Genomic DNA, 20,148 nt, shown 5'->3' with positions numbered 1-20,148 from the left:
CGGGTCCATCAGGTGCGCCTCCTGACGGTCCGCCAGGAGGCGTGGCGGGTCACGTGCCGGGCGTCGAGACCGGAGAGGCCGCGCACGGCGACGTACGCCTTCTCGTGTCCGGGCAGTGAGACCCGGCCGCGCAGGACGGCCTCCGGGTCGCGCTCGATGCGGTCCAGCAGCCGGCGGTAGATGCCGGCCATGGCGGCCACGCAGGCGCCGCTGCGCCGGTCGAGCATGGGGAGCAGCCGGTAGCCCTCGGCGAAGAGCGCCCGGGCGCGCCGCACCTCGAAGTGCACGAGGCCCGCGAAGTCGGAGCCCTCCGGCGGGGTCGGTCCGTCGAACCCGGCCGAGCAGCCGAACTTGGCGAGGTCGTCGGCGGGCAGATAGGTACGGCCGCCCTCGGCGTCCTCCCGGACGTCCCGGAGGATGTTGGTGAGCTGCAGCGCGAGTCCGAGGGTGTCGGCGTACTCGGAGGCCCGCTCGGCGCCGCGCGCCCCCGGTTCGGTGCCGAACACGCCGAGCGAGAGCCGGCCGATGGCACCGGCGACACACCGGCAGTAGACCTTCAGGTCGTCCCAGGTCTCGTAGGTCTCCCCGCGCACGTCCATCTGGACGCCGTCGATCAGCTCGTCGAGGCCGCCGAGCGGGATGGGGAAAGCGCGTGCGGCGTGGGTGAGGGCGACGGCCACCGGGTCGGTGTCGTCCTCCCCGACCTCGCCCGCGCGGACGCGGGCGAGCAGCGCGCGGGTGTCGTCGAGCCGTGCCACCTTGACCTCGTCGGCCAGGTCGCCGTCGCCGATGTCGTCCACCCGCCGGGAAAGCGCGTACAGCGCCGACATGGCGCGGCGCTTCGCCGTCGGCAGCAGCCGGATGCCGTAGGCGAAGTTCCGGGCCTGCTGCCCGGTGACGGCCTCGCAGTAGCTGTACGCGGCGAGTACCGGAGCGGACACGTGCGGCGGAGAATCCACGGTCCGGATCACCCCTCTCCTCGCAGGATCGCGCCCGCCTCACGCAGCAGCTGGACCTTGCCGGGTCGGGGCGGGCCGGGAAGTACGTCGTATTCGGCGGCGGCGATCGCCCGGATCGCCGCCCTTCCCCCCGCCACGAACCCCGCGAGCAGCAGCTTCAGCCTGCCGTTGACGCTACCCACCAGGGGGGCGCCTTCATTCAGCAGATCGCGGGCGCGTTGACCTTCGTATGCAACCAGGGCGCGCACCGATGCGCTCGCGGTTTTCCCGGCGAGATCCGATTCCTGCACGTGAAAGCGCTTCATGTCCTCGGCGGGCAGGTAGATCCGGTCGCGGCCGAGGTCCTCGGCGACGTCCTGGAGGTGCTCCACGATCTGCAGCGCGGTGCAGACGGCGTCGGACCGCCGGATCCGCTCGGGGGTCGCGGTGCCGGTGACGGCGAGGACGAGGCGGCCCACGGGGTTGGCGGACAGCTCGCAGTAGGCGAGGAGGTCGTCGTAGGTCTCGTAGCGGCGGACGAGCTGGTCCTGGCGGTTGGCGGCGATCAGCCCGAGGAACGGCTCGGGGTCGAGGGAGCGGCGGCGGACGGTGGGCTGGAGGCGGCGCAGCAGCGGATGGCGCGGGGTGCCGTCGAAGACGCGGCGCAGGTCGGTCTCGAAGGCGTCGAGCAGGACGAGGCGGTCCTCGGCATCGGTGGCCGACACGCCGAGCACGCGGGCGTCGGCCCCGCCGGGGGCCAGGTCGCCGTCGCCGATGTCGTCCACGAGGCGGGCGAAGCCGTAGACGGCCATGAGGTCGTCGCGCCAGGCCCTGGGCAGGAAGAACGGGGCCACGGGGAAGTTCTCGCTCGTGGCCTTGTCCAGGGTGGCGCGTTCCAGATCCGGCGCCGTGTCGCCGGCCGTCACCGGGCGCTGCCTGGCGCGGGGACGGCACATGCTGCGTTGAGCTGGGGAGTTTCCGTAGCCATTGCCGTCACATCTCCCGTTCTACACTGCCGACCCAATACACACTATTTCGGACACGCCGCCCGGCAATCCGGGGGAGCGCCCCATAGGAGGGTGTCGCGCATTATCGCCCCACTTGCCGCTTTCCGGCACCGGTACAGCTTACGTTGTACAGCGCAGCCAGGTCCGTCGGGGTGTCCTGCGCATCACAAGAACACACCGATTGGCGCCAAGATTCCTAGCGCCAGGCGGAGTTGACGTTTCCTTTGCAGACGCAGGGCCCCGCCGGACGGTTGCCGGCGGGGCCCTGGCCGAAACGGGCTACTTGCCCGTGAACTTCTCGTATTCCTTCAGGACCTCTTCGGTGGGCCCGTCCATACGCAGTTCGCCGCGTTCCAGCCACAGCACGCGGTTGCAGGTGTCGCGGATGGACTTGTTGTTGTGACTCACCAGAAAGACGGTTCCGGCCTCCTTCCGCAGTTCCCGGATGCGCTCCTCGGAGCGCTTCTGGAACTTGCGGTCACCGGTGGCGAGGGCCTCGTCGATCATGAGGACGTCGTGGTCCTTGGCGGCGGCGATGGAGAACCGCAGCCGGGCCGCCATGCCGGAGGAGTAGGTGCGCATCGGCAGGGTGATGAAGTCGCCCTTCTCGTTGATCCCGGAGAAGTCGACGATGTCCTGGTAGCGCTCCTTGATCTGCTCCCGGGACATGCCCATCGCGAGACCGCCCAGGATGACGTTGCGCTCGCCCGTCAGATCGTTCATCAGGGCGGCGTTGACGCCGAGCAGCGAGGGCTGGCCGTCGGTGTAGACCTTGCCGCTCTCGGCGGGCAGCAGGCCGGCTATGGCACGCAGCAGGGTGGACTTGCCGGAGCCGTTGGAGCCGATGAGGCCGATGGCCTCGCCGCGGTAGGCGATGAAGGAGACACCGCGCACGGCGTGCACCTTGCGCACCCCGCGCTCCTCGCCGCGCTTGACGATGCGGCTCAGCGCGGCGGTCGCACTGCCCTTGCCGGCCTTGGCGCCGTTGACCCGGTAGACGATGTGCAGGTCGTCGGCGATGACCGTCGGGCGCCGGTCCTGGATGTTCTGCTCAGCCACGGCCGTACCGCTCCTCCGCCTTCCAGAAGTACACGAAGCCACCCGCGAAGACGGCCACGGCCCAGAACAGGGCGATGGCCCACACGTGCGGCGGCAGGTTCGAGGAACCGTATCCGTCGATCAGGGCGAACCGCATCAGGTCCATGTAGACCGCGGCCGGGTTGACCTGGAGCAGCCGGACGATCCACTCGGGGCGGCCCTCCATCATCGTGCTGATGGAGAACATGACGCCGGAGGCGTACATCCAGGTGCGCAGGACGAAGGGCATCAGCTGGGCGAGGTCCGGCGTCTTGGCGCCCATGCGGCCCACGATCAGCGCGAGCCCGGTGTTGAACAGGAACTGCAGCGCCAGCACCGGGACGATCAGCAGCCAGGACAGGCCGGGGTAGCTGCCGAAGCCGATGGCCACGAGGAACATCACGATCATCGAGAAGAGCAGCTGCTGCAGCTGCTGCAGCGAGAAGGAGACGGGCAGCGAGGCGCGCGGGAAGTGCAGGGCGCGTACCAGCCCCAGGTTGCCGGCAATCGCGCGGACGCCCGTCATCACCGAGCTCTGCGTGAAGGTGAACACGAAGACGCCCGTGACCAGGAACGGGATGTACACGTCCTTGGACATGCCCCGGCTGGCGTGCAGGATGACGCCGAAGATGAAGTAGTAGACCGCCGCGTTCAGCAGCGGGGTCGCCACCTGCCACAGCTGGCCGAGCTTGGCCTGGCTGTACTGCGCCGTCAGCTTCGCCTGCGAGAAGGCGAGGATGAAGTGGCGGCGCCCCCACAGCTGAGCGACGTATTCGCCGAGCGAGGGCCGGGCACCGCTCACCGAGAGCCCGTACTTCGCGGCGAGGTCGGCCGGCGTCAGTCCCTCGTCGGGCGACGGGGCCGCGGTCACCGCGACCGTGCCGTCGTGCGTGGTCTCACTCACAGGTGGAAACTTTCGTCTTCGGGTTCAACTGCTTGCGCGCCGCCTCCTCGGCGGACGCGTTCACGAGCGGCGCGACCGGTCGACGCGTCGCGGCCTCTCACGTCGAGCTTGTCAGATCACCGGAGGGCGGCCCAGTCGTGTGAGCCGCCACACAGTGCGCCAGCGCATCGGACGGCGGAGGCCGCACGAGGTGCTCCAGCCCTCCCGGAAGCCGCCGAACCAGGCCTTCAGGGCCGGCCGGGAGGGGCGGCGCAGCAGCGTGAGCAGCAGCCAGACCCCGAGGTAGACCGGGACCAGGGGGGCGGGGAGGTTGCGGCGGGCGAGCCAGACCCGGTTGCGGGCGACCATGCGGTGGTAGACCGCGTGCCGCGAGGGCGCGGTCGTCGGGTGGTACAGCACCATGTCGGACCGGTAGTCGATCATCCAGCCCGCGTCGAGGGCCCGCCATGCCAGGTCGGTTTCCTCGTGGGCGTAGAAGAATGCGTCCGGGAGGCCGCCGACTTCCGCGAACACGCGGGTGCGGACGGCGTTGGCGCCGCCGAGGAACGTGGTGACCCGGGAGGAGCGCATCGGGTCGGAGGCACGCAGCCGCGGCACGTGCCGGCGCTGGGTCTCGCCGGTCTCGGGGTCGGCGATACGGAAGCTGACGATGCCGAGCTCGGGGTCCGCGGCGAACGCCTCGCGGCACAGCTCGGCGGTGTCGTGCCGGGCGAGCAGGCCGTCGTCGTCGAGGAAGAGCAATATGTCGACATCGCGACCGCCGGGGCCGAAGGCCTCTATCCCGACGTTCCGGCCGCCGGGAATGCCCAGGTTCTCGGGCAGCTCCAGCGTCCGCACGCCCTCGGGGACGTCCGGGACGGGCGAGCCGTTGCCGACGACCACCACCTCGACGCGGTCGCCGTCCTGCTTGGCGACCGAGTCGAGCAGGGCGCGCAGCTCCTCGGGCCGGTTGCCCATGGTGATGACGACGGCGCCGACGCGCAGGGCCGCGCTCACTTCAGCCTGCTGGAGGCGAGGATGGACACGAGGTGCAGCAGGGTCTGCAGCAGCGCGATGCCGGCCAGCACCGCGACGCCGAGCCGGGAGAAGAACAGGTCGCCGCGGGCCTGGTCGACGACCGCCAGGACCAGGATCAGCAGGGACGCCTCGATACCGAGGATCAGCCGGTGGAACTTCAGGGCGGCGGCGGCGCGGCGGGCCAGCGCCATGCCGGAGGTGCGCATCTCGGCGGCGGCCTCCTGCACCGGCGGCTTGCCGGCCTGGTGGCGGGCGACGCCGACGAGGTCGGTCTCGGCCTTGATGAGGATGGCGCCGAGCGCGGCCAGTGTGCCGAGGAAGGCCCACAGCCAGTCGATACGGCCGCTGCCCCACAGGTCGGCGGCGCGCAGACCGAAGCCGACGAGGACCGCGGCGTCGGTCAGGTAGGCGCCGACCCGGTCCAGGTAGACGCCGTTCAGCGAGTACTGCTGCTTCCAGCGCGCGATCTCGCCGTCGACGCAGTCCAGCAGCAGGTACATCTGGACGCACACCACGCCGAGCACCGCGCCCGGGATCCCCGGCACCAGGAGTGCCGGGGCCGCGAGCACGCCGAAGACGGTCATCAGGTACGTGAGCTGGTTGGGCGTGACCCTGGTGTTGACCAGGTAGCGGTCGACCCGCAGGGAGACCTCTCGCATGTAGAGGCGCCCCATCCAGTGCTCACCGCTGCGCCGGTCCTTCACCCCCGCGGGGTGGACGACCGGACGGAGTTCAGCTACCGATGGCCTTGACATAGTCGGCGTAGACGTCCTTGATCTGATGGGTTTCGAGGGCGAGGTGTTCGAGGATCGTGTAGCGGCCGGGCCGGGTCTCCGGGGCGAACTCCACGACCCGGACGAACTCGTCCACGGTGAAGCCGATCTCCTCCGGAAGCACCGGAAGCCCGTGCCGGCGCAGCACCTCGGCCATGAACGCCGCCTCCTCGTGCGCCCCGCGCAGGTACATCGCGAAGGCCGCACCGAGGCCGCACTGCTCGCCGTGGGCGGCCGCCCGCTTCGGGAAGAGCAGGTCGAAGGCGTGGTTGATCTCGTGGCAGGAGCCCGAGGCGGGCCGGGAGTCGCCCGAGATCGACATCGCGACGCCCGTGAGGACCAGCGCCTCGGCGAGCACCTGCAGGAAGCCGTTCTCCCCGATGCCGCCCGGGTGCCGGAGCACCGCCTCGCCGGCCTGCCGGGCCATGGCGGCGGCCAGACCGTCGATCTGCTCGCCCTTGACCCGGTTGGCCAGCTCCCAGTCCGCGATCGCGTTGATGTTGGACACCGCGTCGCCGATGCCGGCGCGCACGAAGCGGGCCGGGGCCTCGCGGATGACGTCCAGGTCGATCACGGCCGCGATCGGGTTGGGCACGCCGTAGGAGCCGCGGCCCGCGTCGTTGTCGAGGGTGGCGACCGGCGAGCACAGACCGTCGTGGGCGAGGTTCGTGGGGACGGCGACGAGGGGCAGGCCCACGCGCGCCGCGGCGAACTTCGCACAGTCGATGATCTTGCCACCGCCGAGGCCGACGACCGCGTCGTAACGGCCGGACTGCATCTCGCCGGCCAGCCGGACGGCGTCGTCCAGGGTGCCGCCGCCGACCTCGAACCAGGTGGCGCCGGGCAGCGAGGGCGAGATCCGCTCGCGCAGTCTGGCGCCGGAGCCGCCGCTGACGGCGACCGCGAGCCGGCCGGAGTGCGAGATGCGCTGGTCGGCGAGGACGCCCGCCAGGTCGTCGAGGGCACCCGGGCGGATGTCGACGACGACCGGCGAGGGGATCAGCCGGGTCAGTACTGGCACGCGATCTCCCGTCCCCGGGCGAGGTCGTCGTGGTTGTCGATCTCGACCCACTTGACGTCACCGATCGGTGCCACGTCGATCTTGAAGCCGCGGTTCACCAGCTCCTGGTAACCGTGCTCGTAGAACTGCTGCGGGTCCGTCTCCCAGACCGTCTTCAGCGCGTCGGCCAGTTCGTGGGCGGCGTCGCCCTCGATCAGGGTGACGCCGATGTACTCGCCGGTCGCCTCGGCGGGGTCCATCAGCTTGGTGATCTTGCGGACGCCCTTCTCGGCGTCGACGACGACCTTCATCTCCTCGTCCGCGAGGGACTTCACGGTGTCGAGGGCGAGGATGATCTTCTTGCCCTCGCCGCGGGCGGCGAGCAGCGTCTTCTCGACGGAGACCGGGTGGACCGTGTCGCCGTTGGCGAGGATCACACCGTCCTTGAGGGCGTCACGGCCGCACCACAGGGAGTAGGCGTTGTTCCACTCCTCGGCCTTGTCGTTGTCGATCAGGGTGATCTTGACGCCGTACTTCTGCTCCAGGGCCGCCTTGCGCTCGTACACGGCCTCCTTGCGGTAGCCGACGATGATCGCGACCTCGGTCAGACCGATCTCGGCGAAGTTGCCGAGGGTGAGGTCGAGCACGGTGATCGAGTCCTCCGCGCCCGCGGGCCCCACCGGCACCAAAGCCTTGGGAAGGGTGTCGGTATAGGGGCGCAGTCGCCGTCCGGCGCCTGCCGCCAGCACGAGGCCGATCATGCGGGTTCTCCTTCATCGTGTACGGCGGGCGCCCCAGCGGACACCCAGAAGCGGATGCTCTCGACGAGCACCACCAGGGCGACGGCCACGGCGAGCACCGTGAGCGCGACCTTGAACTGCGAGGCGGTGAGCACCGCGGCCAGGACGGTGACGAGCAGCGTCCGCCCTTCGTGCCCCCCGATGGCGCGCACCAGCCGGGCCGGCGGCGCGCCGGCGTTCCCGCGGATGCGGTACACCGTGTCGTAGTGATGGTAGGCGACGGCGGCCACCAGGCCGAAAGCCGCGGGGAGGGCCCCGTTCACCCCCGCTTTGCCCGCGAGGGCGAGGACGGTGCCGTACTCGGCGGCCCGGAAGATCGGCGGGACGAGCCAGTCGAGGGCGCCCTTGAGGGGGCGGGCGACGGCGAGGGCCGAGGTGAGGACGTAGACGAGGGCGCCGACGACGGGCAGCACGCTGCCGTACCCGGTCAGGGCCGAGCAGGCCACGACGGCGGCGCCGCCGAGCAGGGCCACGGCGGGGACGGCGAGGCCGGGCAGGCCCCGCTTCGCCGGGCGCCGCAGGGCGTCGGCGAGCGGACCCGAGTCGGCGAGGTCGGCGAGGGCCTGCGCCGCGCGGTCGGTGCGCCGGGCCTTGCGGGTCAGCGAGCGCAGCACACGGCCCGCCGTGGTGTAGGTCGCGGCGAAGGCGCAGCCGATCAGCAGCACGTAGAAGGTGATGCGGGGGGTGGTGGCCGCGGTGAGGACGGCGATCATCGCCCAGCGCTCGCCGATCGGCAGGACGATCATGCGGCGCACCCAGACCGTCCAGCCGACGCTGTCGAGCCGGTCGGAGAGGGCGGCGGTGGGGCTGGTGTTGGCGGTGGCGTCGTGGTTGGCCTCGTTGAACGAGAAGTCCACCACATGCCGGCAGGTCTGCAGGATCATCGCGCCGAGCGCCAGGGCCCACACGTCGTCGCCGCCGCGGGCGGCGCCGAGGGCGAGGCCGGCGTAGTACGCGTACTCCTTGGCCCGGTCGAAGGTGGCGTCCAGCCAGGCGCCGAGCGTGGAGTACTTGAGGGCGTAGCGGGCGAGCTGGCCGTCGGTGCAGTCCAGCACGAAGGAGGCGATCAGCAGCACGCCGGCCGCGACGAAGCCGACGCGGGTGCCCGTCGCCGCGCAGCCGGCCGCTATCAGGGCCGTGAGCAGCGAGGCGGTGGTGACCTGGTTCGGGGTGAGGCCCCGGCGCGCGCACCAGCGGGCGATGTAGCGCGAGTAGGGGCTGATGAAGAAGGTGGTGAAGAAGCCGTCGCGGGACTTCACGGCGGACTTCAGGCGTACGGCCTCGTCGTCGACGGAGGCGACGGCCTGCCGTGCCTCGTTGCGGGCCTGCGGGTCGTCGGGCACGGCCGCGACCAGGCTGCCCAGCTCGGGGCGGTGCACCTCGGCGCCGTCGGCGTCCAGAGCGGTGACGATGCCTTCGGCGAGGCTGTCCACGGCGAGGGCGGTCCCGCCGCCGGCGGAGGTCTCACGGGCCACGGCCCGGGTGAGGGCCTGCCGTGCGGCGGGCTGGGCGGTGACGGCGCCGGGTACGGCGGAGAGCGGGAAGCGCGGGTCGGTCAGGCCGAGGCGCAGGGCGTGCAGGTGACCGACGAAGCGGGCGTCGACCACGGCCACGCGGTCCGCGGCGGGAGCGGCGGCGAGCAGGGTCTCCGCCCCGGAGGCGTCCGCTGCCACCTGGACGTCGAAGCCGAGGGACCGCAGATCGCTCTCGAGCGACGATCCGGGGACCGGCTGACCGGTGACGATGGCGGTCGGCAACCGAACTCACTCCCTGGGGGTCGGCGCGCGGGCGCCGGTCGTCTGCGTGGTGGGGCGCCCTTGGCCGCGGGACCCGGGCGGCATGTCGGCAGAGGGTATCGGATGGGCGGAAGCCCATGTTCACCGGCCGTTCACGGCCCGGTCCACGGGGGCTGCCCCGTCCTTTGCCGCGATCATCATCGGTGATCCGGGGCCCGCCCCACAAACCCTGGGGGGCAGACCAGGGCAACCGGGACACCCGGCGGGCTCGGCATAGGGTGGGCGACCATGACGTGGCTGATCACCGGCGGAGCCGGATACATCGGGGCGCATGTGGCACACGCCATGGCCGGCGCCGGAGAGAGCGTGGTGGCGCTGGACGACCTGTCGGCCGCCGTGCCCGCCCGGCTGCCCGCCGGGGTCCCGCTCGTCGAGGGCTCGACGCTGGACGGGGAGCGGCTGAAGCGGGTCTTCGCGGAGTACGGCGTGACGGGTGTGGTGCATCTCGCCGCCCGCAAGCAGGTCGCCGAGTCCGTGGCCCGGCCCACCCACTACTACCGGGAGAACGTCGGCGGACTGGCCACGCTCCTGGACGCGGTCGCCGGCGCGGGCATCCGCCGGCTGGTGTTCTCCTCGTCCGCGGCCGTGTACGGCAACCCGGACGTGGAGCTGATCACCGAGGACACCCCGTGCGCCCCGGTGAACCCCTACGGCGAGACCAAGCTGGCCGGTGAGTGGCTGGTGCGGGCGGCGGGTGGTGCGCACGGGATCTCCACCGTATGTCTGCGGTACTTCAACGTGGCGGGCGCGGCCGCGCCGGAACTCGCGGACACCGGTGTCTTCAACATCGTGCCGATGGTCTTCGACCGGCTCACCCGCGACGAGGCCCCGCGGATCTTCGGCGACGACTACCCGACGCCGGACGGCACCTGCGTCCGGGACTACATCCACGTGGCCGACCTCGCGGAGGCCCACCTGGCGGCCGCGCGGCGGCTGACGTCCGGGGACGTGGTGGGTGATCTGACGCTGAACATCGGCCGGGGCGAGGGCGTCTCGGTGCGGGAGCTGATCGACGTCGTCGGCGAGGTCTCCGGGGACCGCAGGCCGCCCGTGGTCGAGGGGCGCCGCCCGGGGGACGCACCGCGCGCGGTCGCCTCGGCCGAGCGGGCCGCCGAGGCGCTGGGCTGGCGGGCCCGGCTCGGAGTGCGGGAGATGATCGACTCGGCCTGGCGGGGCTGGCAGCTGCACCACGGCACATGAGCCACCACCGCCCTGACCTGCGCATCGTTTGCGCAGGTCAGGGCAGATGACAACGGTGTTCAGTGCCGCGTTGCCCCATACCCCCCACCCGTAGTTCACTGGCTCGTGACGCACACGGAAGGCGGTAGTCATGGGGGCAGGGCACGACCACGGGCACGCGCACTCCCACGCGCCGCCCACGGGTACGGCCGCGGTCGCGTACCGGGGCCGGCTGCGCATCGCGCTGGGCATCACCCTCACGATCATGGTGGTCGAGATCGTCGGCGGCCTGGTCGCGGACTCGCTCGCGCTGGTCGCGGACGCGGCCCACATGGCGACCGACGCGGTGGGTCTCGGCATGGCCCTGTTCGCGATCGCCTTCGCGAACCGGCCGGCGAGCACGAACCGCACCTTCGGCTTCGCCCGCGCCGAGATCCTCGCCGCACTGGCCAACTGTCTGCTGCTGCTGGTGGTCGGCGGGTACGTGCTGTACGAGGCGATCGAGCGCTTCGTCACACCCGCCGACACCCGGGGCGGGCTGATGATCGTCTTCGGTCTGCTCGGCCTGGCCGGCAACTCGGTCTCCCTGTTCCTGCTGATGCGCGGGCAGAAGGAGAGCCTGAACGTGCGTGCCGCCTTCCTCGAGGTGGCCGCGGACGCCCTCGGCTCGGTCGCGGTGCTGATCTCCGCGACCGTGATCCTGACCACGGGCTGGCAGGCGGCCGACCCGATCGCCTCGCTGGTCATCGGGCTGATGATCGTGCCGCGGACGCTGAAACTGCTGCGCGAGACGCTCGACGTGCTGCTGGAGGCGGCCCCCAAGGGTGTCGACATGGCGGACGTCCGGACGCACATCCTGGCGCTGGACGGCGTGGAGGACGTGCACGATCTGCACGCCTGGACGATCACCTCCGGCATGCCCGTGCTCTCGGCCCACGTGGTGGTCAGCTCCGAGGTGCTCAACGCCATCGGCCACGAGAAGATGCTGCACGAACTCCAGGGCTGCCTGGGCGACCACTTCGACGTGGAGCACTGCACCTTCCAGCTGGAGCCGGGCGGGCACGCGGAGCACGAGGCGCGGCTCTGCCACTGACACCCGGACTCCTGTTCGACGCATGTCCGGACGGTTCCCGGTGGCGAACGCCGGGCACGATGATCCATCGGATCCCACTTCCGGTGCCGCGCCGCGCGCGGACGTGCCGGGAAGTGCCGGGAGTGCCGGATTCGTACGGCAGACTTGGGGTGCGAAGACCGAGGCGAAGGATGGGTATGCCGATCACACCTGCCACCGCGACGCACAGCTCGTCGAACGGCACCGCAGAGGCGATTTTGCTGGAACTGGTCGACGAGAAGGGTGTGACGACCGGTACCGCGGAGAAGCTCGCCGCTCATCAGCCGCCGGGACAGCTGCACCGCGCGTTCTCGGTGTTCCTCTTCGACGAGCACGGCCGGCTGCTGCTGCAGCAGCGGGCCCTCGGCAAGTACCACTCCCCCGGTGTGTGGTCCAACACCTGCTGCGGCCACCCCTACCCGGGCGAGTCGCCGTTCGCGGCGGCGGCCCGGCGCACCTACGAGGAACTGGGGATCTCCCCGTCACTGCTGGCGGAGGCGGGCACGGTCCGCTACAACCACCCGGACCCCGCCTCGGGACTGGTGGAGCAGGAGTTCAACCATCTGTTCGTCGGCCTGGTGCAGTCGCCGCTCGCGCCGGACGAGGAGGAGGTCGCCTCGACCGCCTTCGTCACGGCGGCCGAGCTCGCGGAGCGGCACTCCCGTGACCCGTTCTCGGCCTGGTTCATGACCGTGCTGGACGCGGCCCGCCCGGCCGTCAGGGAGCTGACGGGCCAGTCCGCGGGCTGGTGAGGACGTCCGGCGGTGCCGGAGGGCCGAGGCCCTCCGGCCCGGCCGCGCGGCCGGGCCCGGTCACGGGGACAGCATCGCCGGTTTGAGCGGCAGGGCCGCCCAGATCACCTTGCCGCCGCTCGACGTGTGCTCCACGTCGACCACCCCGCCCGCCTCCCGGGTCACCTCCCGGACCAGGAGCAGCCCCCGGCCGCCGGTCTGGCCGTGGTCGGCCTCCAGCGCGGTCGGACGGTAGGGGTGGTTGTCCTCCACGGACACCCGCACCCACTCGGCCCCGACGGCCACCTCGACGGCGAGCATCGGCGACAGCAGCGCCGCGTGCCTGACCGCGTTGGTGACCAGTTCGGAGACGATCAGCAGCAGGCCGTGCACCAGGTCGTCGGAGACCGGCACGCCCTGGCGCAGCAGCAGGTCCCGTACCGCTCGCCGTGCCTGCGGGACCGATGCGTCCACGGCGGGCGCGGTGAACCGCCAGACCCCTTCGTAGGGCAGTGGGTCGACCGGCCGTTCCGCGTCCCCCGCTGGGCGCGGGCCGTCCCCGCGCCCGTGGTTGTCCATCGTCCGGTCGCCACCCTCGCGCTCGATTGTCACCACACGTCGAGTGTTGGTAACGATCCGCCCCGGTCCGCCGGACTGAACACAAGTCAGCTGGTATCGAGCGGTTTCTGATCGACTGCGTATGACACGGGTACGGGTGGGACTGTTTTACGGCCCCCGCGCGCCGGTTCGCGAACTATTCGGGTTGTAGGCGTTCGGTCCTCCCGCCCGCGGCGGTGCCGCGCGGCGTGCCCACGGGCCCCTCGTCGCACCGGCGCGCCCGGCGGCTACCATCCGGCGCATGGAGCCCCAGCTGTCGTACCAGGTCGCCGACTCCGTCGCCACCGTGGTCATCCGCCATCCGGCCAAGCGCAACGCCATGACGGCAGCGATGTGGCGGGCGCTGCCACCGCTGCTCGACCGTCTCGCGCACGACCCGGACGTCCGCGCGCTGGTGCTGACCGGCGAGGGCGGCACGTTCTGCGCGGGCGCGGACATCAGCACGCTCCAGGGGTCGCCGGAGGAGGCGCAGGGGCTCGCGGTGGCCGCCGAGGAGGCCCTGGCCGCGTTCCCCAAGCCGGTCCTGGCCGTGGTGCGCGGCCACTGCGTGGGCGGCGGCGCGCAGCTCGCGGCCGCCTGCGATCTGCGGCTGGCGGAGGAGGGCGCGCTGTTCGGGGTGACACCGGCGCGCCTCGGCGTCGTGTACCCGTCGTCGTCCACCCGGCGGCTGGTGTCCCTGGTGGGGCCGGCCACCGCCAAGTACCTGCTGTTCACGGCCGAGTTGATCGACGCCGGGCGCGCGCTGCGCACCGGTCTGGTCGACGAGGTCCTGCCGGGCGGGAAACTCGACGAGCGGGTCGCCGAGTTGACCCGGATCCTGGTGTCGCGGTCCCAGCTCACCCAGGCCGCCGCCAAGGAGTTCGCCGACGGCCGAGGCGACCGGGACGCCCACTGGACGGCGCAGGCACGCGGCAGCGGCGACACCGCGGAGGGCGTCGCCGCGTTCCTGGAGCGCAGGCGGCCGGAGTTCACCTGGAGCGTGCCTACGCCAGGGTGAAGCGGCTCCCGGTGCGGAACTCCTCCACCAGGTGGGCGGGCGCCTTGTGCGGGGAGCCCGCGTCGTACGGCGGCTGCGGGTCGTACTCGGTCAGCAGCTGGACGGCCTGGGCGTGTTCGTCGCCGGCGATCCTGCCGACCAGGGTGAGTCCCATGTCGATGCCGGAGGAGACGCCGGCGGCGGTGACGTACCGGCCGTCGGTGACGACCCGCTCCCCCGTCGGTTCGGCGCCGTACTCCTTCAGCAGGTCGAGCGCGGCCCAGTGGCAGGTGGCGCGCCGGCCCCGGAGCAGCCCCGCGGCGCCGAGCAGGAGCGATCCCGAGCAGACCGAGGTCGTCCAGGTGCTCGTCGCGTCGACGGCGCGCAGCCAGTCCAGCACGGCCGCGTTCTCCAGCTGCTCGAAGGTGCCGGGGCCGCCGCACACCACCACGACGTCGGGACTCGGCACCTGATCGAGGGACTTGTCCGCGGTGACGGCGAGGAAGCCGGTGTCGGTGCGCACGGGGCCGGGCCGCTCGGCGACGAAGTCGAGCCGGACGTCCGGGAGCCGGCTGAGGATCTCGTAGGGTCCGACGACGTCCAGGGCGGTGAAGCGGTCGTGGACGAGCATGGCGATGTGCACGGGATCTCCTGCGGGTTCGTGGGCGGGTTCATTGAGCGGGTTCATGGGGCGGGTTCAGTGAGCGGGTGCCGGGTGGAAGCGCCGGCGGTACTCGGCGGGCGGGGTGCCGAGTGCGCGGACGAACGCGCGCCGCATGGCCTCGGGGGTGCCGTAGCCGCTGGCGCGGGAGATCTCCTCGATGCCGTCGGCGGAGTCCTCCAGCAGCCGGCGGGCGTGCTCCAGACGGACCCGGTCGACGTAGCGGCCGGGGGTGGTGCCGGTCTCGTCCCGGAAGGCGCGGGCGAAGTGGCGTGGTGAGAGCCGGGCGCGGGCGGCGAGCGAGTCGACCGTCAGATCGCCGGCGGGGTGCTCGGTGATCCACCGCTGGACCTCCCGCAGCGGTGCCCGCTGGGCGGTCTGCGCGGCGAGCTGGGCGCTGAACTGGGCCTGGTTGCCGGGTCTGCGCAGGAAGACCACCAGGTGCCGGGCGACGGCCAGGGCGACGTCGCGGTCCAGGTCCTCCTCGACCAGGGCGAGCGCGAGGTCGATGCCCGAGGTCACGCCCGCCGAGGTGGAGACGTGTCCGTCGCGGACGTAGATCGGCTCGGGGTCCACCCGCACGGCCGGGTGGTCGCGGGCGAGCCTGTCGCAGTGGGCCCAGTGGGTGGTCGCGCGCCGCCCGTCGAGCAGGCCGGCGGCGGCGAGCAGGACGGCGCCCGTGCAGACGGAGACGAGGCGCCCCGCGCGCGGGCCGCGGGCGCGCAGCCAGTCGGTCAGCCGCCGGTCGGGGCTGCGGGTGCCCTCACCGCCCGGGACCAGCAGGGTGTGCGGGTCGGGCTCCTCGGTGAGCGCCCCGTCCGGTACGAGGGTCAGTCCACTGGAGGCGCGCACGGGGCCGCCGTCCAGGGACGCGGTGCGGATGCGGTACGTCCCCGGCGTGTGCCGCTCGGCACCGGCGAACACCTCGAGCGGGCCGGTGACGTCGAGGCTCTGCACGCCGTCGAAGAGGACGAGGAGAAGGGTGCGCTGCGGCATGTACCGATTCTTCGACGGCGCGCGCATGGCCGCAATGACGTCCTTCCCTCCTTTTCTGCCACGAGGAGGTTCGGGCGCCCGCGGCGGAGGTACCCGATCTTCGCCGCCCGGTCACCGGAACCGGGCGGTCGACGGAAGGGAGAGTTTCGTGTTCCGTGCCATCGCAGACGTGCTGCGGCAGATCGGCGGGGCCATCGCCACGGTGGTCACGCTGCCTTTCCGGGCGGTCGCCCGGCTCTTCGGCGGGGCCTCGTCCACCGCCCGCGGCAGCCGCGCCTGAGTCGCGGTCCCGGCGCCCGGCGCCCCGCCGCGGGCGCCGGGCGCGGCCCGGGCCCCGCGCCCCGCCGCGTGCCGCCCTGATCCCCGGTCGGCGGTGTTCACCTGCCACAATTGCCGCGCAACCTCAGTGGAGAAGGCGGTACGGGATCGTGACGACACCCGGATCCATCGAAGCAGGATCCATCGAAGGCAGGATCGCCGAGGAGCTCGGCGTACGGGAGCGGCAGGTGAAGGCCGCGGTGGAACTGCTCGACGGCGGTTCCACCGTGCCCTTCATCGCCCGCTACCGCAAGGAAGCGACCGAGATGCTCGACGACGCGCAGCTGCGCACGCTCGAGGAGCGGCTGCGCTACCTGCGGGAGCTGGAGGAGCGGCGCACCGCGATCCTGGAGTCGGTGCGCGAGCAGGGCAAGCTCACCGAGGAGCTTCAGGCGCGGATCCGCGGCGCCGAGACCAAGGCTCGTCTGGAGGACATCTACCTCCCGTACAAGCCCAAGCGGCGCACCAAGGCGCAGATCGCGCGCGAGGCGGGCCTGGAGCCGCTCGCGGAGGGCCTGCTGGGCGATCCGTCGGTCGATCCGGCGGCGGCCGCCGCCGCGTTCGTGGACGCGGGCAAGGGCGTCGCCGACCCGCAGGCCGCTCTGGACGGCGCGCGGGCGATCCTCGCCGAGCGGTTCTCCGAGGACGCCGACCTGATCGGCGAGCTGCGCGAGCGGATGTGGGTGCGCGGCCGGCTGGCCGCGAAGGTCCGCGAGGGCAAGGAGGAGGCGGGCGCCAAGTTCGCCGACTACTTCGACTTCGCCGAGCCGTTCACCGACCTGCCCTCGCACCGGATCCTGGCGATGCTGCGCGGCGAGAAGGAGGAGGTCCTCGACCTCGTCCTGGAGCCGGAGGAGGCCACCGAGGGGCCGTCCTCGTACGAGGGGATCGTCGCCCACCGGTTCGGGATCGCCGACCGGGGCCGCCCCGCCGACAAGTGGCTGACGGACACCGTCCGCTGGTCCTGGCGCACCCGCATCCTCGTCCACCTGGGCATCGACCTCAGGCTGCGGCTGCGGACGGCCGCCGAGGACGAGGCGGTGAACGTCTTCGCGGCGAACCTTCGCGACCTGCTGCTCGCCGCCCCGGCCGGCACGCGCGCCACGCTGGGCCTGGACCCCGGTTTCCGTACCGGTGTGAAGGTCGCTGTGGTCGACGCCACCGGCAAGGTCGTCGCCACGGACGTGATCCACCCGCACGTCCCGGCGAACAGGTGGGACGAGGCCATCGCCAAACTGGCGCGGCTGGCCGAGGAGCACAAGGTCGACCTGGTCGCCATCGGCAACGGCACGGCGTCCCGCGAGACCGACAAGCTCGCCGCCGAACTCATCGAGAAGCACCCGGCGTTGAAGCTGACCAAGGTGATGGTGTCCGAGGCGGGCGCGTCGGTGTACTCGGCGTCCTCGTACGCCTCGCAGGAACTGCCCGACATGGACGTGTCGCTGCGCGGCGCGGTGTCGATCGCCCGGCGCCTGCAGGACCCGCTGGCCGAGCTGGTGAAGATCGACCCGAAGTCGATCGGTGTCGGCCAGTACCAGCACGACCTGTCCGAGGTGAAGCTGTCCCGCTCGCTGGACGCGGTCGTCGAGGACTGTGTGAACGGCGTGGGCGTGGACGTCAACACCGCGTCCGTGCCGCTGCTCGCGCGTGTGTCGGGCATCTCGTCCGGGCTCGCCGAGAACATCGTCGCGCATCGGGACGCCAACGGGCCGTTCACGTCCCGATCGGGGCTGAAGAAGGTGGCGCGGCTCGGTCCGAAGGCGTTCGAGCAGTGCGCGGGCTTCCTGCGCATCCGCGGCGGTGACGACCCGCTGGACGCGTCCAGCGTCCACCCGGAGGCCTACCCGGTGGTGCGCCGCATGGTGAAGACCACGGGCGAGGAGGTCGCCTCCCTCGTCGGCAACACCGGGGTGCTGCGCTCGCTGCGGCCGGCCGACTTCGTGGACGACACCTTCGGTCTGCCGACCGTCACGGACATCCTCAAGGAGCTGGAGAAGCCGGGCCGCGACCCGCGTCCGGCGTTCCGGACGGCCACCTTCAAGGAGGGCGTCGAGAAGATCTCCGACCTGTCCGCCGGGATGGTCCTGGAGGGCGTGGTCACGAACGTGGCGGCCTTCGGCGCGTTCGTGGACATCGGCGTCCACCAGGACGGACTGGTGCACGTGTCGGCGATGTCCCGGACGTTCGTCAAGGACCCGCGGGACGTCGCGAAGCCCGGTGACATCGTCAAGGTGAAGGTCCTCGACGTGGACATCCCGCGCAAGCGGATCGCGCTGACCCTGCGTCTGGACGACGAGGCCGCCCCGCAGGGCCAGGGCGGCGGCCGCCAGCAGCGCGGCGGCGGTGCCCGGCCGCCCCAGCAGCGGCAGGGCGGCCAGGGCCAGCGCCAGGGCGGTCAGGGGCAGCGGCAGGGCGGTCAGGGCCAGCAGCGGCAGGGCCGCGGTGGCGACCGGGGCGGGCGGCAGGCGCCGGCACCGGCCAACAGCGCGATGGCCGACGCGCTGCGCCGCGCGGGCCTGCTGGATCCGAAGAAGCGCTGACGAAAGGGGCCGGAGCCGATCGGCTCCGGCCCCCTCGGCGTCCTCCCGGCGTCCTAGCGCTCGGTCACCTTGCCGTCGGCCACTTCCAGGCGGCGGGTCACGTGGACCGCGTCCAGCATCCGGCGGTCGTGCGTGACCAGGAGCAGCGTGCCCGCGTAGGCGTCGAGTGCCGACTCCAGCTGCTCGATGGCGGGCAGGTCGAGGTGGTTGGTCGGCTCGTCCAGGACGAGGAGGTTGACGCCCCGGCCCTGGAGCAGCGCGAGGGCGGCGCGGGTGCGCTCGCCCGGGGAGAGGGTCGCGGCCGGACGCACCACGTGGTCCGCCTTCAGGCCGAACTTGGCGAGCAGGGTGCGCACCTCGACGGGCTCGGTGTCGGGGACGGCCGCGCAGAAGGCGTCGAGCAGCGCCTCGGGGCCGTGGAAGAGGCCGCGGGCCTGGTCCACCTCGCCGACCAGGACGCCGGAGCCCAGCGCCGCGTGCCCGGAGTCGAGCGGGACCCGGCCCAGCAGCGCCCCCAGCAGCGTGGACTTGCCCGCGCCGTTGGCTCCGGTGACCGCGATCCGGTCCGCCCAGTCGATCTGCAGCGACACCGGGCCGAAGGTGAAGCCGCCGCGCCGGACCTCGGCGTCCCGCAGGGTCGCGACCACCGCGCCGGAACGCGGGGCGGACGCGATCTCCATGCGCAGCTCCCACTCCTTGCGGGGCTCCTCCACCACGTCCAGGCGCTCGATCATGCGCTGCGTCTGGCGGGCCTTGGCGGCCTGCTTCTCGCTGGATTCGCTGCGGTACTTGCGGCCGATCTTGTCGTTGTCGCTGCCGGCCTTGCGGCGGGCGTTCTTCACGCCCTTGTCCATCCAGCCCCGCTGCATCCGGGCCCGGTCCTCGAGGGCGGACTTCTTCCCCTCGTACTCCTCGTAGTCGTCGCGGGCGTGCCGGCGGGACACCTCGCGCTCCTCCAGGTAGGCCTCGTAGCCGCCGCCGTAGAGGTTGATCTGCCCCTGGGCGAGGTCGAGTTCGAGGACCTTGGTGACGGTGCGGGTGAGGAACTCGCGGTCGTGGCTGACGACGACCGTGCCGGCGCGCAGGCCCGTGACGAAGCGTTCCAGCCGCTCCAGGCCGTCGAGGTCCAGGTCGTTGGTGGGCTCGTCGAGCAGGAAGACGTCGTAGCGGGACAGCAGGAGGGAGGCGAGGCCGGCCCGGGCCGCCTGGCCGCCGGACAGGGAGGTCATCGGCTGGTCCAGGTCGACGGCGAGGCCGAGGGAGTCGGCGGTCTCCTCCGCGCGCTCCTCCAGGTCCGCGCCGCCGAGGTCCAGCCAGCGCTCCAGGCTGATCGCGTAGGCGTCGTCGGCGCCGGGCGCGCCGTCCACCAGCGCCTGCGTGGTCTCGTCCAGCACGCGCTGTGCCTCGGCGACGCCGGTGCGGCGGGCCAGGAACTCCCGGACGGTCTCCCCTGGCCTGCGCTCCGGCTCCTGCGGGAGGTGGCCGACGGTCGCCGTCGGCGGGGAGAGCCGGAGCTCGCCCTGCTCGGGCGTGACCAGCCCGGCGAGCAGCCGCAGCAGGGTGGACTTCCCGGCACCGTTGGCACCGACCAGCCCGATCACGTCACCGGGCGCGACGACGAGGTCGAGCCCGGCGAAGAGGGAGCGGTCGCCGTGCCCGGCGGCGAGGTTCTTGGCGACGAGAGTGGCAGTCATCAGACGCCGATC

19 protein-coding genes are annotated in these 20,148 nt (G+C 72.2%); 6 read left to right on the top strand and 13 right to left on the bottom strand.

What is annotated here, in order from left to right; translation table 11 throughout:
• Nucleotides 1–8 precede the first annotated feature (8 nt).
• The 9 genes from hpnD to ACF08B_RS01160 all read right to left on the bottom strand — a co-directional run bounded on the left by hpnD (nucleotide 9) and on the right by ACF08B_RS01160 (nucleotide 9,273).
• On the bottom strand, nucleotides 9–971 hold the full coding sequence (hpnD, locus tag ACF08B_RS01200; RefSeq protein ID WP_392315457.1) for a presqualene diphosphate synthase HpnD: 963 nt from the start codon (nucleotides 969–971) through the stop codon (nucleotides 9–11).
• Entirely contained in the window at nucleotides 968–1,894 is a 927-nt protein-coding gene (gene hpnC, locus ACF08B_RS01195; protein ID WP_392315456.1) for a squalene synthase HpnC, read from the bottom strand. The genes hpnD and hpnC overlap by 4 nt, the downstream gene beginning before the upstream one ends.
• Nucleotides 1,895–2,224: 330 nt before the next feature.
• Nucleotides 2,225–3,004, bottom strand: coding sequence for an ABC transporter ATP-binding protein (locus tag ACF08B_RS01190; protein ID WP_392315455.1), 780 nt, complete (start codon nucleotides 3,002–3,004; stop codon nucleotides 2,225–2,227).
• Nucleotides 2,997–3,926 carry an ABC transporter permease gene (locus tag ACF08B_RS01185; protein ID WP_392315454.1) on the bottom strand — a complete coding sequence of 310 codons (930 nt, stop codon included), beginning with the start codon at nucleotides 3,924–3,926 and terminating at the stop codon, nucleotides 2,997–2,999. Before ACF08B_RS01185 ends, ACF08B_RS01190 begins: the two co-directional genes overlap by 8 nt.
• Before the next feature lie 111 nt (nucleotides 3,927–4,037).
• A complete protein-coding gene (locus tag ACF08B_RS01180; RefSeq protein WP_392315453.1) occupies nucleotides 4,038–4,922 on the bottom strand; it encodes a glycosyltransferase family 2 protein in 885 nt (294 codons plus the stop codon).
• Nucleotides 4,919–5,698, bottom strand: coding sequence for a CDP-alcohol phosphatidyltransferase family protein (locus ACF08B_RS01175; RefSeq protein ID WP_073891479.1), 780 nt, complete (start codon nucleotides 5,696–5,698; stop codon nucleotides 4,919–4,921). The genes ACF08B_RS01180 and ACF08B_RS01175 overlap by 4 nt, the downstream gene beginning before the upstream one ends.
• Nucleotides 5,676–6,737, bottom strand: coding sequence for an iron-containing alcohol dehydrogenase family protein (locus ACF08B_RS01170; RefSeq protein ID WP_093473071.1), 1,062 nt, complete (start codon nucleotides 6,735–6,737; stop codon nucleotides 5,676–5,678). Before ACF08B_RS01170 ends, ACF08B_RS01175 begins: the two co-directional genes overlap by 23 nt.
• A complete protein-coding gene (locus ACF08B_RS01165) occupies nucleotides 6,725–7,477 on the bottom strand; it encodes a sugar phosphate nucleotidyltransferase (RefSeq protein ID WP_392315452.1) in 753 nt (250 codons plus the stop codon). The genes ACF08B_RS01170 and ACF08B_RS01165 overlap by 13 nt, the downstream gene beginning before the upstream one ends.
• Nucleotides 7,474–9,273: a DUF5941 domain-containing protein gene (locus tag ACF08B_RS01160; RefSeq protein ID WP_392315451.1), complete on the bottom strand. Its 1,800-nt coding sequence runs from the start codon at nucleotides 9,271–9,273 to the stop codon at nucleotides 7,474–7,476. The genes ACF08B_RS01165 and ACF08B_RS01160 overlap by 4 nt, the downstream gene beginning before the upstream one ends.
• A 267-nt stretch (nucleotides 9,274–9,540) precedes the next feature.
• Here ACF08B_RS01160 and galE point away from each other — a divergent pair, with 267 nt between their 5' ends.
• The 3 genes from galE (at nucleotide 9,541) to idi (ending at nucleotide 12,354) form a co-directional block, all read left to right on the top strand.
• Nucleotides 9,541–10,512 carry a UDP-glucose 4-epimerase GalE gene (gene galE, locus ACF08B_RS01155; RefSeq protein WP_392315450.1) on the top strand — a complete coding sequence of 324 codons (972 nt, stop codon included), beginning with the start codon at nucleotides 9,541–9,543 and terminating at the stop codon, nucleotides 10,510–10,512.
• Nucleotides 10,513–10,642: 130 nt separating this feature from the next.
• The gene (locus ACF08B_RS01150; protein WP_093698125.1) at nucleotides 10,643–11,584 is read left to right on the top strand and encodes a cation diffusion facilitator family transporter; all 942 of its coding nucleotides are present in this window, start codon (nucleotides 10,643–10,645) and stop codon (nucleotides 11,582–11,584) included.
• Nucleotides 11,585–11,760: 176 nt separating this feature from the next.
• Nucleotides 11,761–12,354, top strand: a complete 594-nt coding sequence (idi, locus tag ACF08B_RS01145; protein ID WP_392315449.1) for an isopentenyl-diphosphate Delta-isomerase — start codon at nucleotides 11,761–11,763, stop codon at nucleotides 12,352–12,354.
• Nucleotides 12,355–12,414: 60 nt separating this feature from the next.
• On the opposite strand, the gene ACF08B_RS01140 is transcribed toward idi, so the two are convergent.
• A complete protein-coding gene (locus ACF08B_RS01140) occupies nucleotides 12,415–12,912 on the bottom strand; it encodes an ATP-binding protein (RefSeq protein WP_392316013.1) in 498 nt (165 codons plus the stop codon).
• A gap of 280 nt (nucleotides 12,913–13,192) precedes the next feature.
• On the opposite strand from ACF08B_RS01140, the gene ACF08B_RS01135 reads away from it, so the two are divergent.
• On the top strand, nucleotides 13,193–13,948 hold the full coding sequence (locus ACF08B_RS01135; RefSeq protein WP_392315448.1) for an enoyl-CoA hydratase/isomerase family protein: 756 nt from the start codon (nucleotides 13,193–13,195) through the stop codon (nucleotides 13,946–13,948).
• On the opposite strand, the gene ACF08B_RS01130 is transcribed toward ACF08B_RS01135, so the two are convergent.
• Nucleotides 13,935–14,558 carry a DJ-1/PfpI family protein gene (locus tag ACF08B_RS01130; RefSeq protein ID WP_371127848.1) on the bottom strand — a complete coding sequence of 208 codons (624 nt, stop codon included), beginning with the start codon at nucleotides 14,556–14,558 and terminating at the stop codon, nucleotides 13,935–13,937. The genes ACF08B_RS01135 and ACF08B_RS01130 overlap by 14 nt on opposite strands.
• 66 nt (nucleotides 14,559–14,624) lie before the next feature.
• Nucleotides 14,625–15,584 carry a GlxA family transcriptional regulator gene (locus ACF08B_RS01125; RefSeq protein WP_392315447.1) on the bottom strand — a complete coding sequence of 320 codons (960 nt, stop codon included), beginning with the start codon at nucleotides 15,582–15,584 and terminating at the stop codon, nucleotides 14,625–14,627.
• 148 nt (nucleotides 15,585–15,732) lie between these two features.
• On the opposite strand from ACF08B_RS01125, the gene ACF08B_RS01120 reads away from it, so the two are divergent.
• Nucleotides 15,733–15,864: an LPFR motif small protein gene (locus tag ACF08B_RS01120; protein WP_256339419.1), complete on the top strand. Its 132-nt coding sequence runs from the start codon at nucleotides 15,733–15,735 to the stop codon at nucleotides 15,862–15,864.
• 148 nt (nucleotides 15,865–16,012) lie between these two features.
• The gene (locus ACF08B_RS01115) at nucleotides 16,013–18,442 is read left to right on the top strand and encodes a Tex family protein (protein WP_392315446.1); all 2,430 of its coding nucleotides are present in this window, start codon (nucleotides 16,013–16,015) and stop codon (nucleotides 18,440–18,442) included.
• A gap of 53 nt (nucleotides 18,443–18,495) precedes the next feature.
• Here the strand turns inward: ACF08B_RS01115 and ACF08B_RS01110 are convergent, their stop codons facing one another.
• Complete coding sequence (locus ACF08B_RS01110) at nucleotides 18,496–20,136, bottom strand: ABC-F family ATP-binding cassette domain-containing protein (RefSeq protein WP_392315445.1); 1,641 nt, start codon at nucleotides 20,134–20,136, stop codon at nucleotides 18,496–18,498.
• Nucleotides 20,137–20,148 lie beyond the last annotated feature (12 nt).

Origin of the sequence: Streptomyces sp. NPDC015139 (assembly GCF_043079785.1) — a bacterium.
GTDB lineage: Bacteria > Actinomycetota > Actinomycetes > Streptomycetales > Streptomycetaceae > Streptomyces > Streptomyces albidocamelliae.
Note: the sequence above shows the minus strand (reverse complement) of the source record. Positions and strands in the feature narration are given on the sequence as shown.